Here is a 15,288-nt window from a genome sequence, read left to right as displayed (position 1 = left end):
TGAGGCTGTGAGTGATGGTGGCGCTGGCGAGCGGACGCAGGCGGAATCGCTGCGGGTCGCCATGCTGACCCGCGAGTATCCGCCCGAGGTGTACGGCGGTGCGGGAGTTCATGTCACCGAACTCACTTCCCGGTTGCGTGAGCTCTGCGACGTCACCGTGCACTGCATGGGCGCGCCGCGCAACAGTGCCGTGGTGCACCGCCCCGACCCCGAGTTGTATGCCGCCAACGCCGCGTTGCAGATGATGTCGGCGCAGTTGCGGATGGCCGATGCGGCGGGCGGTGTGGACGTGGTGCACTCGCATACCTGGTACGCGGGGTTGGCCGGTCACCTGGCCGCCATGCTGTACGGGATTCCGCATGTGCTCACGGCGCATTCGCTGGAACCGCGCAGGCCGTGGAAGGCCGAGCAGCTCGGCGGGGGGTACCGGCTGTCGTCGTGGTCGGAACGCACGGCGATGGAGCATGCCGATGCGGTGATCGCGGTGAGCGAGGGCATGCGTCACGACGTGCTCGACGCGTACCCCGCGATCGACCCCGATCGAGTCCATGTGGTGCACAACGGGATCGACGCTCAGGTGTGGCATCCCGGCCCGCCGGCCGGGGAGCGGCCGGTGCTCGAACGGCTCGGGGTACGCGCCGATCTGCCGATCGTGTCGTTCGTCGGGCGGATCACGCGACAGAAGGGCGTCGGGCATCTGCTCGCCGCGGCCGCCGCGTTCGACCCGGATATCCAGTTGGTGCTGTGCGCGGGTGCGGCCGATACCAAGGAACTCGAGGTGGAGGTCGCCGAGGCCGTCGACGGATTGCAGCGGCAGCGCGGCAACGTCTTCTGGGTGAAGGAGATGCTGCCCGCCGAACAGGTCCGCCAGATCCTGTCCGCCTCTACGGTCTTCGTGTGCCCGTCGGTCTACGAACCGCTCGGCATCGTGAATCTGGAGGCGATGGCGTGCGCGACCGCGGTCGTGGCTTCCGATGTGGGCGGGATTCCCGAGGTGGTCGACGACGGGGTCACCGGTCGGTTGGTGCACTACGACCCCGAAGCGACGGGCGAGTACGAGCTGGGGCTCGCGGCTGCTGTGAACGAGGTCGCGGGTGATCCGGCGCTGTCGGTGCGCTACGGCGAGGCCGGGCGGGCACGCGCGATCGCGGAGTTCGATTGGGCGCGAATCGCCGAGCGCACGCTCGAGGTGTATCGGAGCGTGCTGCGCTAGTGCTCGGTGCGTACCCGGGGCTGTGTGTGTGGGGTCCTCGCGCGTGCGTCGTCGGGTGCGGTGCTGTCGGCGGGGAAGGATCGCGGGCTGATCGGTGCGAATGCGGTCAGCGGTTCGGCGAGTAGGTCGACACCGTCACCGAGGCCGTTACTTCGGTGATGTCGGGTAGCGCCGCGATGCGCGGGTCGTCGGCGGGGGTGCCGTGGAAGGCCGACGGGCCCATCGCGACGACGTTGGTGATGTCGGTGCGGGACAGCTTCATCGGGAACTCGACGGGGGTGTGGGTGGTACGGGTGAAGGTGTCGGCCAGTGCGTCGGCCAGGCGGCGGTCCTTGTCGGGGTCGACGCGCACCATGCCGAGGGGGCCGATCAGCTCGCCCAGGTGACGAGCGGTGGGCGTGACGACGACGAAGCGTCCGCCGGGTGCGAGGACGCGGGCGACTTCGGCGGGGTTGCGCGGGGCGAAGACGGAGAGGACTCCGGTGAGGGTGCCGTCGCGCAGGGGTAGGCCGCGCCAGGCGTCGGCCAGTACGGACGCCGCTCGGGGGTGTGCGCGGGCGGCTCGGCGGGCGGCGGGCTTGGCCACGTCCAAGGCGATGCCGAAGCGGCTGGGGTACGCGTCGAGGACGTCGGCGAGGTAGTAGCCCGTGCCCGCGCCGATCTCGAGCACCGCGTCGGCGTCGGTAGGCGCATCGAAGGCGTGCGCTATCGCCGCGGCGATCGGGGCGAAATGGCCCGCGCCCTGGAAAGCGGCGCGGGCGTCGAGCATGTCGGCGGTGTCGCCGGTCATTTTCGTCGATGCGCCGGTCAGCAGTCCGACATAACCCTGGCGGGCGATGTCGAAGCTGTGACCGGTACCGCATCGCAGCGCACGATCGTGCGGATGCAGTTCGTCGCCGCACTCCGGACAGGCCAGAAGTGCGGCGACCTCGGTCAGCGCACTCAGCTGGTGACGCTCTTCAGTTCGTCACCGAGCGCCGCAGCCTCGTCCGGTGTGAGTTCGACGACCAGACGCCCGCCACCCTCGAGTGGAACCCGCATGACGATTCCACGACCTTCCTTGGTTGCTTCGAGGGGACCGTCCCCGGTACGGGGCTTCATGGCCGCCATCCTCTGCTCCCTCCAGATCTGCGCGGTGGTTCTGCGCACTGTTTCTCGTCTGCCGGTTGTCGCCAACCAGCGGGCTCGCCGGGTGTTCGGCGGGCCACACCGGTCCTATTCTTCCCTATTGCCGCCGCGGGCGGACACCTGAGTACGAAATGTGACTGCTGAGTCGGTTCCGTTCGGTACCGCTCTCACCCAGCAAACATCCAGGTGATCGTCCACCATGCCGGTTGCCTGCATGAGGGCATACGCCGTCGTCGGGCCCACGAAAGCGAACCCGCGACGCTTCAATTCCTTTGCCAGAGCAATGGATTCGGGTGTGGTGGCGGGCACATTCGCGATCGAGGTCGGCCGTGGGCGTGGCGCGGGTGCGAACGACCACACCAGCTCGTCGAGGCTCACCGGCAGGTCGCGAGCAACCCGGGCGTTGTTGATCACCGCGTCGATCTTGGCGCGGTTACGCACGATGCCCGCGTCGGCCAGCAGCCGCGCGCGGTCGTGATCGTCGAACTCGGCGACCTTCGCGATCTCGAATCCGGCGAACGCGGTGCGAAAGGCGGGCCGCTTGCGAAGGACGGTGATCCACGCCAGGCCGGACTGGAATGCCTCGAGGCAGAGCCGTTCGAACATGGCGTCGTCGCCGTGCAGGGGCTGCCCCCACTCGGTGTCGTGGTAATCGCGGTAGAGCTGGGAGCCGGTCGACCAGTCGCAGCGAACCAGTCCGTCGTCGGCGAGCTCGCTCACCCGCGCTCCTGGCCCGCCGTCGCCTGGGCCTGCCAGTGCCGGGCCTGCGCTAACTCGAACTCCAGCTCATCGATCCGCTCGGCCAGCCTGCCCAGCGCCCAGTCGACCTCGCCGGCCTTGTACCCGCGCACCACCTGCTGGAACCGCAACGCCCGCACATCGGCCCCCGAGACCCCGTCGGCGGGCAGCACGGTAGCGGTGGTCCCCTCGGGCAGCGGCCCGAGTTCCTCGCCCCGCCCGAACACCGCACTCGCGACGAGGAACAGCATCGCCGCGACCAACCCGACGATGAGCACGTAAAGAAGCAGCGTCAGCATCTTCCCAGCCTAGGCAAAGCCACCGACAACCCCCGAATCAGAGATGGCGGGTGGTGTCGATTCCCAGCGACATGCCCGCGAGGCCGCGCTTGCGGACGGCGAGTTTGTCGGCGATGTCGAGCAGGGCGACCGCGGCCGGGCTGGTCGGGTCGGACAGGACGATCGGTGTGCCTTCGTCGCCGCCTTCGCGCAGCGCCTGTTCCAGGGGGACCTGGCCGAGAAGCGGTACGTTCGCGCCGACCGCGCGGGTGAGCCGGTCCGCGACCTCTTGACCGCCTCCGGAGCCGAAGAACTCCATCCGGGAACCGTCAGGTAGGGCGAGCCAGGACATGTTCTCGACTACGCCCGCGATGCGCTGGCGGGTCTGCAGGGCGATCGCGCCCGCACGCTCGGCCACTTCGGCGGCAGCAGGCTGCGGGGTGGTGACGACCAGGATCTCGGCGCCGGGGATGAGCTGGGCGATGGAGATCGCGACGTCGCCGGTGCCGGGTGGCAGGTCGAGCAGCAGCACGTCCAGGTCGCCCCAGAACACGTCGGCGAGGAACTGCTGCAGCGCGCGGTGCAGCATCGGCCCACGCCACACCACGGGGGTGTTGCCCTGGGTGAACTGCGCGATCGAGATCATCTTCACGTCGTGCGCGACCGGCGGCATGATCATCCGCTCGACCTGGGTCGGCTTGGCGTCGGAGCCGAGCATGCGCGGGATGGAGTGGCCGTAGATATCGGCGTCGAGCACGCCGACCGACAGCCCGCGCTGCGCCAACGCGACGGCGAGGTTGGCGGTGACGCTGGACTTGCCGACGCCACCCTTACCGGAAGCCACCGCGTAGACGCGGGTCAGCGAGCCCGGCTGGGCGAACGGAATGATCGGCTCGGCCGAATCCCCACGCAGCGACTTGCGTAGCTCGGTGCGCTGCTCATCGCTCATCACATCGAGATCGACGGTCACCGCCCCCGCACCGTTGACGTCCGCGACGGCCTTGGTGACCCGCTGAATGATCTCGGTCCGCAACGGGCACCCGGAGGTGGTCAGGTAGATCTCGATGTGCACATCACCGCTGTCGGCGATGGCGATGGACTTGACCATCCCCAACTCGGTGATCGGTTTGCGGATCTCCGGGTCGTCGACCTTCGCGAGCGCCGCCCGCACATCCGCTTCCGTAATCACTGACATACCCCGATGTTATGCGTCGACGGCCACCTAGTGGATCTGGGGGAGGTCCTGGGGCTTGGGGGCGAGGCCGCTGGAGTAGGAACCCGACCACGCCATCACGTTGGCGACATAGGCCATCGAGTTGTTGTAACGCAGGATCGCCTTCGACTGCTGCGACAGGTCGCGCATGTTCAGGCCGCCGTCGCACAGGTACCGGCCCGCGGTGAGGGCCGCGTCGAAGAGGTTCTGTGGGTCGGCGACGCCGTCGGCGTTGCCATCGGCCGCGTAGCGGTGCCAGGTCTCGGGCAGGAACTGCATCGGGCCGATGGCGCGGTCGTAGCCGCCGAGGCCGTCGAGCTCGCCGCCGTCGCTGTCGTGGATGACATTGTTGCCGGAAAGGCTGCCGTCGAGAACGGGCCCGTAGACCGCCTTGATCGGATTGCCCTGCGCGTCGGCTTTGCCGTAGGCGTGGGTGGATTCGACGCGGCCGATGCCGGCCAGCAGCGACCAGGACATCCCGCAGTGCGGATTCTCCACGGCCAGTTGCTGTTCGGCGGTCTGGTAGGCCGCCACGGCGATGCCAGGAATACCGAGCGGGCCCGCGGGCATATCGGCGGACACGCGATCATCCGGCAGCGCAACGGTTTTCACGACCGGCGTAGCCGAGGCCGACTGGCGCGCTTCCGCATGGACGATGTCGGCGATGTCGGCCTGTGGCGCCGCGACCAGGTTGGCCGTCGGCTCCGGGTCGGTGCCGGGCAGCAGGTCGTGCTCGACAGCTGCGTTGGTTGCCGTGGTCGCCTCGGTGGCGGCCGCGGTGACGGCTACCAATCCAGCGGGGACCAAACCGGTCAGTGCGATGAGCGAGCTGCGGCGGACTGTCGCAGGTGACTGTTTCCGATGACGACCCACTGTGTGGTGCCCTCCTCAACCGTGTTGGATGAGAAGAGATTACCGCACCCGAGACCTTTTTGTTACCCCTCTGTGATCTGAGTTTCGGTTTGATTTCTACGGGGCTGGTGCGGGGGCGGGCGGCAGCGGGATGACGATGCCGAACGGCAGCGTGATGCCGGGCTGCTGCGTCGGCGCGACCGGCGCGGGCTCGGCGGGTGCGGGTTCCTCGGCAGGCGCGACACCCGGTTCCGGCGTCTTCTCCGGCGTTTCGGGTGCGGGCTCGACCGGTGCGACGGCAGCCTCCGGGGTGCACGCGGCGGGCTCGACGACCGGCTGCTCGGGCGCGGCCGGATCCTTCGGCGCCGCAGCGCCGTAGGTCTGCTCGGCGGGCTTGCCTGCGGGCTTGTCGGGTTCGAGCGGGTTCGGCATGTCGGCGGGCAGCGGCTGGCTCACGCAGTTCTCGGGCGGGGCGACCGGCGCCGGGCAGAAGATGCCACACGGGATCGGCGGCAGACCGGGCAGCGTGATCATCACCTGGGTCGGCGTGGTGGTCTTCGGTGTGGTGGGCGCGGGCTTGGGGGTGGTGGTTGGCGTATCGGTAGACGCCGCCAGCACATTCGGCGCCACCAGCGGTCCACTGCCCGGCGGGATGATCTCGGGCGAGATGGCCACCTGACTCGGCGCGCCGCCGGTCCGATACGCCGCCGACCAGCTCAGTACGTTGGCCGCGTAGGACATGGAGTTGTTGTAGCGCAGCACCGCGCGCAATTCCTGGGCCGCCTCGCGCAGGTTCATGCCACCCGAGCAGAGGTACTTGCCCGCGGCCAGCGCGGCGTCGAAGACATTGTGCGGATCGGAGGCGCCGTCGCCGTTGCCGTCGGCGGCGTAGTGCACCCAGGTGCTCGGCAGGAACTGCATGGGGCCGAGTGCCCGCACGAATCCGCCGTCGGCTTCCTTGATGATCTCGTTGCCGGGCAGCGTGCCGTCCAGCGCGGGCCCGAAGATCGGCGTCGTCGTCGTTCCGGCGGGGTCGGTGCGACCGCTGCTGGCGTGCCCGGATTCGATCCGGCCGATGCCCGCCAGGAGGTTCCAGGTGAGCCCGCAGCCCGGCTGCGCGGATTCCATGGCCAGCTCCGCGTTGCGGTAGGCGGCGAGCACGATCTCCGGGATGCCGAGCGCGCCGCTACCGGTGGGTAGCGAAATGCTCTGCAGTGGAACGGTTCCCGCGAAGGGTGCGGCGGTGTTGGTGTTGAGCGCCCGCAGTCTGCGCGGTGCTTCCTGCGCGACCGGCAACAGGCCGACGATCTCGGACGGATCGGTTTCGGGTGTGTCCTCGGCGGTGCCTGCCGTGGCGGCCAGCAGGGCCTCCGGCGCGGTCGGCGCGGTGCTCGGTTCGCTGGTGTGCACCCCCGACCCCGAGGCGACGAGACCTGCGACGACAAGGGCCGACATCGTTATCGGAGCAGAGATTCGCACGGCCACACCCTTTTCGTCGAAAAGCGGCGGTCCGCAGAGTCCCCCTCCGGCCCGCCCGGAACAACGTGATCCAGGTTACCTACCGGTCAGGTAGTTGTTGAGCATTTCCGGTCATGCATCTGGAGCACCAGGCGAAATCGGGGCGGAAGAGGGCGTTTGACCGGAGGTTTTCTTGCGGACCGCTTTTCGCTTTTTGTCCGTCTTCGGCGCGCCGTCGGGCGTGGTGACCGCGTCGATCCGGTCGAGCACGTCCTTGATTTCCTCCAGCTCACGGCGCAGATAGTCACGGGTGGCGACCTCACCGACCGCCAAGCGCAGGGATGCGAGTTCACGGGCGAGGAACTCGGTATCGGCCTTGGTCTGCGCGGCCCTGGTGCGATCTTCTTCGAGGGAGACCTTGTCTCTGTTGTCCTGGCGGTTCTGCGCCAGCAGGATCAGCGGCGCGGCGTAGGCGGCCTGGGTGGAGAAGGCCAGGTTGAGCAGGATGAACGGGTACGGGTCCCAGCGCAGTGTCACCGCGAAGACATTGAGCAGCACCCACACGATGACGATCACCGTCTGGATCGCCAGATACCGCCCGGTGCCGAGGAACCGCGCCACCCGCTCGCTGCCCTGCGCGAACGCGTCGGAGTCCCAGTCGAAGCGCAAGCGCGACCCGACCGGCGTCTCCAGCCGCTGCCGTGGTTGATTCTTCTCGCTCACGCCGAACTCCCCTTCGCCAGGCTCGCCTCGATCTGGCCGAGTGCCGGTGGCTCTTCCTCGCGCCAGTCCTCTGGCAGCAGATGATCGAGGACATCGTCGACGGTCACCGCGCCGAGCAGGTGATTCTCCGCGTCGACCACCGGCCCGCACACGAGGTTGTACGTGGCGAAATAGCGGGTCACCGCCGAGAGCGGCAGATCGGGTGACAACGGCGCGAGATCACTGTCGACGATCCCGCCCACCAGATGCGCGGGCGGCTCCCGCAGCAACTGCTGAATATGCACACAGCCCAGATAGCGGCCGGTCGGCGTGGCCGTCGGCGGCCGGACGACGAAGGCCATCGAGGCCAGGGCGGGCGTGAGGTCGGGGTCGCGGACCCGGGCCAGCGCCTCGGCGACGGTCGTCGCGGGCCCGAGCACGATCGGTTTCGGCGTCATCAGGCCGCCCGCGGTGTCAGGGGAGTGCGCGAGCAGCCGGCGCACCGGCTCGGATTCCTCGGGATCCATCAGTGCCAGCAGTGATTCGGCTTCGCTCTCGGGCAGCTCGCCGAGCAGGTCGGCGGCGTCGTCGGGGTCCATCGCCTCCAGCACGTCGGCGGCGCGGCGCACCTCGAGGTGGCCGAGCAGGTCGACCTGGTCGTCGTCGGGCAGTTCCTGGACCACGTCGGCGAGGCGCTCGTCGTCGAGCGCGATCGCCACCTCGATGCGACGTTTCTCCGGCAGCTCGCGCAACCGGTGCGCGACATCCGCCGCGCGCAGCCCCTCGAACTGGGTGAGCAGGGTGGTCACGTCCTGGCCGGGCCGGTCCACCTCGGCGGGGGTGAGCCCGTCGACCTGCGACCACTCCACCACGTGCACCGAGCGCCTGCGCCCGATCCGCCGATGCCCGCGCACCGCGACCCGGCTGACGATCCAGTCCCTGGTCCTGGTCTGCTCGATCCCCAGATCGGCGACGAGCACGTCGACCTCGGCCAGATCCGGCAGATCCGGGTCGTTCACGCGCACCGGCGAATCGAGGATCTGCGCCATGGCGAGGCGCTCGCCGGGGCGCTGGGCGAAGCGGCGCAGGCTCACGGTCCCGGTGTTGAGCGTGACCATGCCCGGTTCGATCGCGGTGACCCGCAGCATCGGCACGAAAATCCGGCGCCGGGTGAGCAATTCGACGACGAGCCCGTGCACGCGTGGCGGCTGGCGCCCGTGCCGGACGGCGACGACCACATCGCGGACCCGGCCGATAGACTCCCCGTCCGGACCCAGCACCGTCAGGCCGGCGAGCCGGGCGACATACACCCTGGTGGTTGCCATGACCATCAGGCTATCGGTCGGAACCGGCCGACAGAGTCAGGAGGCGCTCCTCATGAAGCCACGTCGTTCGGTACTCGCGGTGCCGGGTAGCAACCCGAAGATGATCGCGAAAGCGAAGACGCTACCGGTCGACGAGGTGTTCCTCGACCTGGAGGACGCGGTCGCCCCCGGTGCCAAAGCCGCGGCGCGGGCGAACATCGTCGCGGCGCTGAACGAACCCGGCTGGGGCGCGCAGTTGCGGGTGGTGCGCGTCAACGATTGGTCGACCGAGTGGACCTTCGCCGATGTGATCAGCGTGGTCGAGGGCGCGGGCCGCTGGATCGACGCGATCCTGCTCCCCAAGGTCACCGACGCCGGTCAGGTGCGGGCCCTTGACCTGCTGCTGACCCAGCTGGAGAAGGCGAGCGGCCTCGAGGTGGGCCGGATCGGCATCGAACCGCAGCTCGAGAACGCCCTCGGCCTGCGCAATATCGACGCGATCGCCACCGCGAGCCCGCGCGTGCAGGCGCTGGTGTTCGGGCCCGCCGATTTCATGGCCAGCATCAATATGCGCACGCTGGTCGTCGGCGAGCAGCCGGAGGGCTACGACGTCGGCGATGCCTACCACCACATCCTGATGACGATCCTGCTCGCCGCGCGTGCGCACGGCCTGCAGGCGATCGACGGCCCCTACCTGCAGGTTCGCGATGTCGAGGGGTTCCGTCGAGCCGCAGGCCGCACGGCCGCACTGGGTTTCGACGGCAAATGGGTGCTGCATCCCGGCCAGGTCGAGGCGTGCAACGAGATCTTCAGCCCGCGCCAGGCCGACTACGACCACGCCGAGTTGATCTTGGAGACCTACGCCTTCCACACCTCCGAGGCGGGCGGCGCACGTGGCGCTGTCATGTTGGGGGATGAGATGATCGACGAGGCCAGCGCCAAAATGGCACAGGTGGTAGCCGACAAAGGCCGCGCCGCGGGAATGACAAGGACTGCCGGCTGATCGCCGATAGCCGCCGAGCAGCGCGATGGTGCGTTTCACTGCGGCACAGTCGGTCGACGAATAGCAGAATAGGACTATGACGAATCCCTTGGGCAACTCGAATCGCGGGCGGCAGGCGTTGCCGACGCCGCCGTCGGGCTGGCCGGTCGGCTCCTATCCGACCTACGCCGAGGCGCAGCGTGCGGTCGACTACCTGGCCGACGGGCAGTTCCCGGTGCAGGACGTGACCATCGTCGGTGTCGATCTGATGCAGGTCGAGCGGGTGCTCTACCGGCTGACGTGGGGCAAGGTCATCGGCGGCGGCGTGGTGTCGGGCGCGTGGCTCGGCCTGTTCCTCGGTCTGCTGCTGAGCCTGTTCACCACCACCGGCGGTGCGCTCGGACCACTCGTCGTCGGCCTGCTCGGCGGCATCGTGTTCGGCGTGATCACCACCTCGATCCCGTACGCGGCCACGAAGGGCCAGCGCGATTTCGCCTCGACCATGCAGTTGGTCGCGGGGCGCTACGACGTGCTGTGTGACCCGAAGTCGGCCGAACAGGCCCGCGACATGCTGGCCCGATTGGCCCTGTAGCGCGATGGATGTGGAGAACACGGTCCGCGCCGCGGTGCTGGACCACTTCGAAGTCGAACGCGCGCAGGTCGATTCGGCCTCGCTGACCTTCCTCGGGCTCGAACCCGTCGAGATCCTGCGCATCCCCGGCGACGGCGCGGTCCATTACGCGACGCTGGGCGGTTCACGTCATCCGATGGGAGATCCGTCCGATCTCCTGGCCGACCCGGTGCGTGGCCCGCGCGCGGAACTGGTGCTGACACTGTTGATGAGCGCCGATCCGCAGGTCGGGGTGGCCAAGTCCCTCGGCATCCTCGTCGCCTCGCCGTCGGTGGAAGGCGTTGTGCTGCAAGCGGACGCGCTCCTCGATCTCGGCGAACCGCTGTGGCGCAACGCGAAGTTCACCGCGGTCGTGCTCGGTGAGAGTGATATTCCCGCGATCCCGTTGCCCGATCCCGCCGAGCCGGTCCGCTATCTCAGCGTCACCCCGGTGACCGCGACCGAGGCCGCCTGGGTGCGGGTGCGCGGTGCCCAGGCACTGCGCGATGCCTGGGCCGAGGCCGGTATCGACGTGCGTGACCCCGAGCGCGGCGCGGTGACGCTCTAGAGCCACCCGTTGCGGCGGAAACTGCGGAACAGCAGCGCGCACAGCCCCGCCATGACGAGCAGCACCGCGGGGTAGGCCCACACCTGGTGCAGTTCCCACATGTGGTCGAAGTTCATGCCGTAGACGCCGGCGATCATCGTCGGCACCGCGGCCATCGCGGCGTAGGCCGAGATCTTGCGCATATCGGTGTTCTGCTGAACGCTGATCTTGGCCAGCGCCGCGTTGACCAAGCTGCTGAGCGCTTCGTCGAAGTAGCTGATGTGATCGGCGACGGTGACCTGGTGGTCGGCGACGTCGCGCAGATAGCGGCGGATCTCGGTCGGCACCGGCAGGTCGGTGTTGTTCACCAGCCGCTCCAGCGGAACCGCCAACGGCGCCACCGCCCTTCGCAGTTCCACCACTTCGCGTTTGAGCTGGTAGATCGACCCGATGCCGATCTTCGAAGTGGGCGTGAACACCGCCTCCTCCATCTCGTCGATATCACCGCCGACGGATTCGGTGACGTCGACGTAGGTGTCGACCACGTGGTCGGCGACGGCGTGCAAGACCGCGGTCGGCCCGTATCCGAGCTGTTCGGGCTGCGCTTCCAGCTCGTGGCGCACGTTCGACAGATGGGTGTGTTCGCCGTGGCGCACCGTGATCGCGAAGCGTGGTCCGGTGAAGACCATGATGTCGCCGGTCTCGACGATCTCACTGGTCGAGTCGATGTCGTGGTCGATGTAGCAGACCGTACTCAAGACCAGGAACAGCGTGTCGCCGTAGCGCTCGAGCTTGGGTCGCTGACGCCCCTGCACGGCGTCCTCCACCGCCAGCGGGTGCAGGTCGAAGGTCGAGGCGATGTCGTTCATCTGCCGCTCGTCCGGGTCGTGCAGGCCGATCCAGACGAATCCGGAATCGGTGGCGTCGGCCGCTGTCAGTGCCTGCTGTGGCGTGAAATGCCCTGGTTGCCGCTTGCCGTCGACGTAGACCCCGCAGTCGACGATCGCTCGCGCCGTCGGCACGGGGACTTGCGGTCTCGGCGATTTCGTCACGCGATTCGGCCCGTGAAACGACGGCATCGGCGGGAGGGAGGGCACCAGGCGGATCCTACGGGCAGCGACCGGCGACGCGCGGGACCCGAGACCGCACTGTAAGACTGAGGGTGTGCGCATCGACCTGCATACCCATTCCACCGCCTCCGACGGCACCGACACCCCTGCCGAACTGGTGCGGCATGCCGCGGCGGCCGGTCTCGACGTCGTCGCGATCACCGACCACGACACCACCGGCGGCTGGGCCGAGGCCGAGGCGGCCCGCCCCTCGGGGCTCACCCTGGTGCGCGGCATGGAGATGTCGTGCACGGGTATGGGGGAGGACGGCTACCCGGTGCCGGTGCACCTGCTGGCGTATCTGTTCGACCCGGCCGATCGCGGCTTCGCCGACGAGCGCGAGCGGTTGCGCGGCGAGCGGGTGGCCAGGGTGCGCGCGATGGCCGAGAAGATGGCGGCGGACGGACTGCCGATCGATCCCGTCGCGGTGATGGCGAGCGCGGGTCCGGCGGTGGGCAGGCCACATCTGGCGCAGGCGCTGATGGCGGCCGGGGTGGTCGACAGTGTGAACGACGCGTTCATCGATCTGCTCGCCCCGCACGGGCCGTACTACGCCGAGAAGGCCGATACCCCGTTGACCAGGGCCGTGCAGTTGATCGCGGCCGCGGGTGGCGTCAGTGTGATCGCCCATGCTCGCGCGCGTAAGCGGGGCAGGCTGCTGGCGCTCGACGAGATCAGGGAGCTGGCCGGGCTGGGCCTCGGCGGGCTCGAGATCGACCACCCGGATCACAGCGAAGCCGATCGCCTTGTGCTGAGCGGACTTTCGCGGGAATTGGGCCTCGTGCGCACCGGCTCGTCGGACTATCACGGCACCAACAAGACCATCGAGATCGGCGCGTGTGGCACCGATCCCGACCAGTACGAGGCGCTCATCGACAAGGCGAGCGGGACGCCGGTGATCGCCCCGTGACACTGGTGCGCACGGTCAGCGGCGTCGTCGCGGGCGGGGTGCTCGCCCTGTTGTGTGTGGTCATCGGAGCGGCGGTGATCGGCTCGCGTCGCGACTTTCCGGGGCCGGGCGCCGAATCGCTGACGTGGCATTTCGTGGCCGCCGTGGTGGTGGTCGTCGCGCAGGTTTTCGCCGACCGGCGTCGCGGAATGTCCACCTTGTTCGGCTCCGGGACGGTCTTGATCACGGCCGGTGTATTGCTTTGGACACAATGGTGGGGTTGATGGCCGCGTAATGGTTGCGGCCGGGTGAACGGTGCCCGAATATTTCTCTTTGTGGCCAGTATCGAAACCGACGTCCTGATCCTCGGCGGTGGACCCGCCGGGCTCTGGGCCGCCGTCTCGGCCGCGGCGACGGGCGCGCGGGTGATTCTGGTCGACAAGAGCCGCTGCGGTTCCAGCGGTCCCACCGTGTACGGCACCACCGTGCTCTGGGATATCCCGCCCGGTCCCGGGCGGCCCGAGGCGGTCGAGAGGGTGTTCGCCGCCGGTGGCGGGCTCGGTGATCGGGCCTGGCTGCACCGCGTCGTCGACGAGACCCACCGGCAATTGCAGACCTGGTCGGGCGCGCGCCACCGCGTGCCACACCCGAACGGCGACCCGGCCCACCTTCACTTCGACGGCGCGAGCTACCTGCGCAGACTACGTCGCGGCGCGCTAGAGGCGGGCGTGCGGATTCTCGATCACCATCCGGCGCTGCAACTACTCGTCGATCCGGCGGGCACCGTGGCCGGGGCCGCGGGGGTCCAGCGCCACAACAAGTTTCGGCCGTGGGCCATCCGGGCGGGTGCGGTCGTGGTCGCCACCGGTGGCTGTGCCTTCCTGTCCGGCGGTGCGGGAACCGAGGTGAGCACCGGCGAGGGCCTGCTGATGGCGGCCGAGGCCGGTGCCGAACTGTGTGGGATGGAATTCTCCAGCGCCTACGGACTGGCGCCGGTGCTGTCGCGAGTACTTCCGCATCCGGCGGTCGCGCCCGGACTCTCGGTGCATTTCGCGGCCCTCTACGACGAGGCGGGCGCCGAACTGCCCGACCGGTACCCGGCGGCACTCACCGCGATCGCGGACGGTCGGCGGGTCTTCGCCGCACTGAACGAGGTGCCCGACACGGTGCGGCACTGGTTGAGCAGACACGGCGCGATCGATGCCACGGGCCGGGTGCCCGTGCGGGCGGTGCTGGAGGGGACCATTCGCGGTGCGGGTGGGCTGGCCATCGCCGGCACCGATTGCTCGACGACGATCCGCGGCCTGTTCTGCGCGGGCGATGTGACCGGTAGGCAGGTCGTCACCGGAGCGGCGGGCGCCACCGCGGGACTGAATGGCGCGTGGGCGCTGGCCTCGGGCACCTGGGCCGGTCAGGGTGCCGCCGCGTTCGCGCTCGTCAACGAGCGGGCGAGCAGTGCGCGCGCTGTGCCCGGCGCCGGCCTCGGTCCCCATGCTCATATCGACCCGCGCTCGGTGGTCGGTCTGGTGCAGGAACACACGTTGCCGCTGCGGCGCAGCTACCGGCGCAGCGCGGGCAGCCTCGGCGACAGCATCGCCGAACTGGACGCCATGTGGCCCGGCGCCCAGTTCGAACTCGGTGGCCTCGGCGTCGGGCAGCTGCGGGCGCGCCAGGCCGCCGCCTTGCTCGCCGTCGCCCGGTGGGCCGGCTACAGCGCGCTCGTGCGCACCGAGACCCGCGGCATCCACCGGCGCATCGACCACCCGGCCGCCCACGCCGACTGGCGGGTGCGGCTGCGCTGCGGTGGGCTCGACGACGTGTGGGTGCGCCGCGAGGAATGGCCGGAGCCGCTCGGCGGCGAGCTCACCGCGGCCACCCCCGCCACGGTGTGAGAGTTCACCGGATGTTCCCGCTGCACTGCGAGTTTTCGCTTACGCCACGGCAATTCGACGCGGCTACGCTCGACACATGACGCGGTTTGGTAATAGGCGCACCGTGCTGGCAGAATGTTGCGGATTCCCTACCCTTGCCACCGCCGGGTTCGGGGACATTGGAGACCTTCTCCCTGCGACGCACCGTCGCAACGGAGGTCGACCCGTTTTGCTCGCCCGGACACACCCGTCCGGTTCCGCTCGGCGGATCAGTGCCGCGCCACGCGTACCGGTAGCCACCGCGAAACGCGTGCGGTCGCGCACCCGATGAGCGTCCTAGAAATCATTGTTCCGATATACCCGGCGGTAACCGTCCCCCGGTTGAGCCCGACTC

Annotated in this window: 17 protein-coding genes; 7 read left to right on the top strand and 10 right to left on the bottom strand. The window is 69.1% G+C overall.

Annotated elements, in window-relative coordinates:
* Nucleotides 1–49 precede the first annotated feature (49 nt).
* Nucleotides 50–1,213: a glycogen synthase gene (gene glgA, locus ACQHI0_RS22945; RefSeq protein ID WP_427909270.1), complete on the top strand. Its 1,164-nt coding sequence runs from the start codon at nucleotides 50–52 to the stop codon at nucleotides 1,211–1,213.
* A gap of 106 nt (nucleotides 1,214–1,319) precedes the next feature.
* Here glgA and ACQHI0_RS22940 read toward each other — a convergent pair whose 3' ends face one another.
* The 9 genes from ACQHI0_RS22940 to ACQHI0_RS22900 form a co-directional block, all read right to left on the bottom strand.
* Entirely contained in the window at nucleotides 1,320–2,159 is an 840-nt protein-coding gene (locus tag ACQHI0_RS22940; protein ID WP_427909269.1) for a putative RNA methyltransferase, read from the bottom strand.
* A complete protein-coding gene (locus ACQHI0_RS22935; protein ID WP_011211259.1) occupies nucleotides 2,156–2,323 on the bottom strand; it encodes a DUF3117 domain-containing protein in 168 nt (55 codons plus the stop codon). The genes ACQHI0_RS22940 and ACQHI0_RS22935 overlap by 4 nt, the downstream gene beginning before the upstream one ends.
* Nucleotides 2,324–2,428: 105 nt before the next feature.
* Nucleotides 2,429–3,061 (bottom strand): DNA-3-methyladenine glycosylase I, encoded by a 633-nt coding sequence (locus ACQHI0_RS22930; protein ID WP_427903890.1) that lies wholly within the window; start codon nucleotides 3,059–3,061, stop codon nucleotides 2,429–2,431.
* Nucleotides 3,058–3,378 (bottom strand): DivIVA domain-containing protein, encoded by a 321-nt coding sequence (locus ACQHI0_RS22925; RefSeq protein WP_427903889.1) that lies wholly within the window; start codon nucleotides 3,376–3,378, stop codon nucleotides 3,058–3,060. Before ACQHI0_RS22925 ends, ACQHI0_RS22930 begins: the two co-directional genes overlap by 4 nt.
* Nucleotides 3,379–3,415: 37 nt before the next feature.
* Entirely contained in the window at nucleotides 3,416–4,552 is a 1,137-nt protein-coding gene (locus ACQHI0_RS22920) for an Mrp/NBP35 family ATP-binding protein (protein ID WP_427903888.1), read from the bottom strand.
* 27 nt (nucleotides 4,553–4,579) lie between these two features.
* Nucleotides 4,580–5,443 (bottom strand): lytic transglycosylase domain-containing protein, encoded by an 864-nt coding sequence (locus ACQHI0_RS22915; protein ID WP_427903887.1) that lies wholly within the window; start codon nucleotides 5,441–5,443, stop codon nucleotides 4,580–4,582.
* Between the two features lie 96 nt (nucleotides 5,444–5,539).
* Nucleotides 5,540–6,901: a lytic transglycosylase domain-containing protein gene (locus ACQHI0_RS22910; RefSeq protein WP_427903886.1), complete on the bottom strand. Its 1,362-nt coding sequence runs from the start codon at nucleotides 6,899–6,901 to the stop codon at nucleotides 5,540–5,542.
* Between the two features lie 111 nt (nucleotides 6,902–7,012).
* Nucleotides 7,013–7,603 (bottom strand): DUF1003 domain-containing protein, encoded by a 591-nt coding sequence (locus ACQHI0_RS22905; protein ID WP_427903885.1) that lies wholly within the window; start codon nucleotides 7,601–7,603, stop codon nucleotides 7,013–7,015.
* Complete coding sequence (locus ACQHI0_RS22900) at nucleotides 7,600–8,907, bottom strand: magnesium transporter MgtE N-terminal domain-containing protein (protein WP_427903884.1); 1,308 nt, start codon at nucleotides 8,905–8,907, stop codon at nucleotides 7,600–7,602. Before ACQHI0_RS22900 ends, ACQHI0_RS22905 begins: the two co-directional genes overlap by 4 nt.
* A 52-nt stretch (nucleotides 8,908–8,959) precedes the next feature.
* Here ACQHI0_RS22900 and ACQHI0_RS22895 point away from each other — a divergent pair, with 52 nt between their 5' ends.
* The 3 genes from ACQHI0_RS22895 (at nucleotide 8,960) to ACQHI0_RS22885 (ending at nucleotide 11,046) form a co-directional block, all read left to right on the top strand.
* Nucleotides 8,960–9,889, top strand: a complete 930-nt coding sequence (locus ACQHI0_RS22895) for an HpcH/HpaI aldolase/citrate lyase family protein (RefSeq protein ID WP_427903883.1) — start codon at nucleotides 8,960–8,962, stop codon at nucleotides 9,887–9,889.
* A gap of 76 nt (nucleotides 9,890–9,965) precedes the next feature.
* Complete coding sequence (locus ACQHI0_RS22890; RefSeq protein WP_056813349.1) at nucleotides 9,966–10,460, top strand: general stress protein; 495 nt, start codon at nucleotides 9,966–9,968, stop codon at nucleotides 10,458–10,460.
* Between the two features lie 4 nt (nucleotides 10,461–10,464).
* Nucleotides 10,465–11,046, top strand: coding sequence for a suppressor of fused domain protein (locus tag ACQHI0_RS22885; protein ID WP_427903882.1), 582 nt, complete (start codon nucleotides 10,465–10,467; stop codon nucleotides 11,044–11,046).
* Here the strand turns inward: ACQHI0_RS22885 and ACQHI0_RS22880 are convergent.
* Nucleotides 11,043–12,104 carry a magnesium and cobalt transport protein CorA gene (locus tag ACQHI0_RS22880; RefSeq protein ID WP_427909268.1) on the bottom strand — a complete coding sequence of 354 codons (1,062 nt, stop codon included), beginning with the start codon at nucleotides 12,102–12,104 and terminating at the stop codon, nucleotides 11,043–11,045. The genes ACQHI0_RS22885 and ACQHI0_RS22880 overlap by 4 nt on opposite strands.
* A gap of 85 nt (nucleotides 12,105–12,189) precedes the next feature.
* Between ACQHI0_RS22880 and ACQHI0_RS22875 the strand changes: the two genes are divergently transcribed.
* Genes ACQHI0_RS22875 through ACQHI0_RS22865 form a run of 3 tightly spaced genes read left to right on the top strand, consistent with a single transcriptional unit; the run spans nucleotide 12,190 to nucleotide 14,915 of the window.
* On the top strand, nucleotides 12,190–13,044 hold the full coding sequence (locus tag ACQHI0_RS22875; RefSeq protein ID WP_427903881.1) for a PHP domain-containing protein: 855 nt from the start codon (nucleotides 12,190–12,192) through the stop codon (nucleotides 13,042–13,044).
* A complete protein-coding gene (locus ACQHI0_RS22870; protein WP_427903880.1) occupies nucleotides 13,041–13,307 on the top strand; it encodes a hypothetical protein in 267 nt (88 codons plus the stop codon). Before ACQHI0_RS22875 ends, ACQHI0_RS22870 begins: the two co-directional genes overlap by 4 nt.
* A gap of 51 nt (nucleotides 13,308–13,358) precedes the next feature.
* Entirely contained in the window at nucleotides 13,359–14,915 is a 1,557-nt protein-coding gene (locus ACQHI0_RS22865) for an FAD-binding protein (RefSeq protein ID WP_427903879.1), read from the top strand.
* Nucleotides 14,916–15,288 lie beyond the last annotated feature (373 nt).

Source organism: Nocardia sp. FBN12 (assembly GCF_050320175.1).
Lineage (GTDB): Bacteria > Actinomycetota > Actinomycetes > Mycobacteriales > Mycobacteriaceae > Nocardia.
This window is presented reverse-complemented; position numbering and strand designations above follow the sequence as displayed.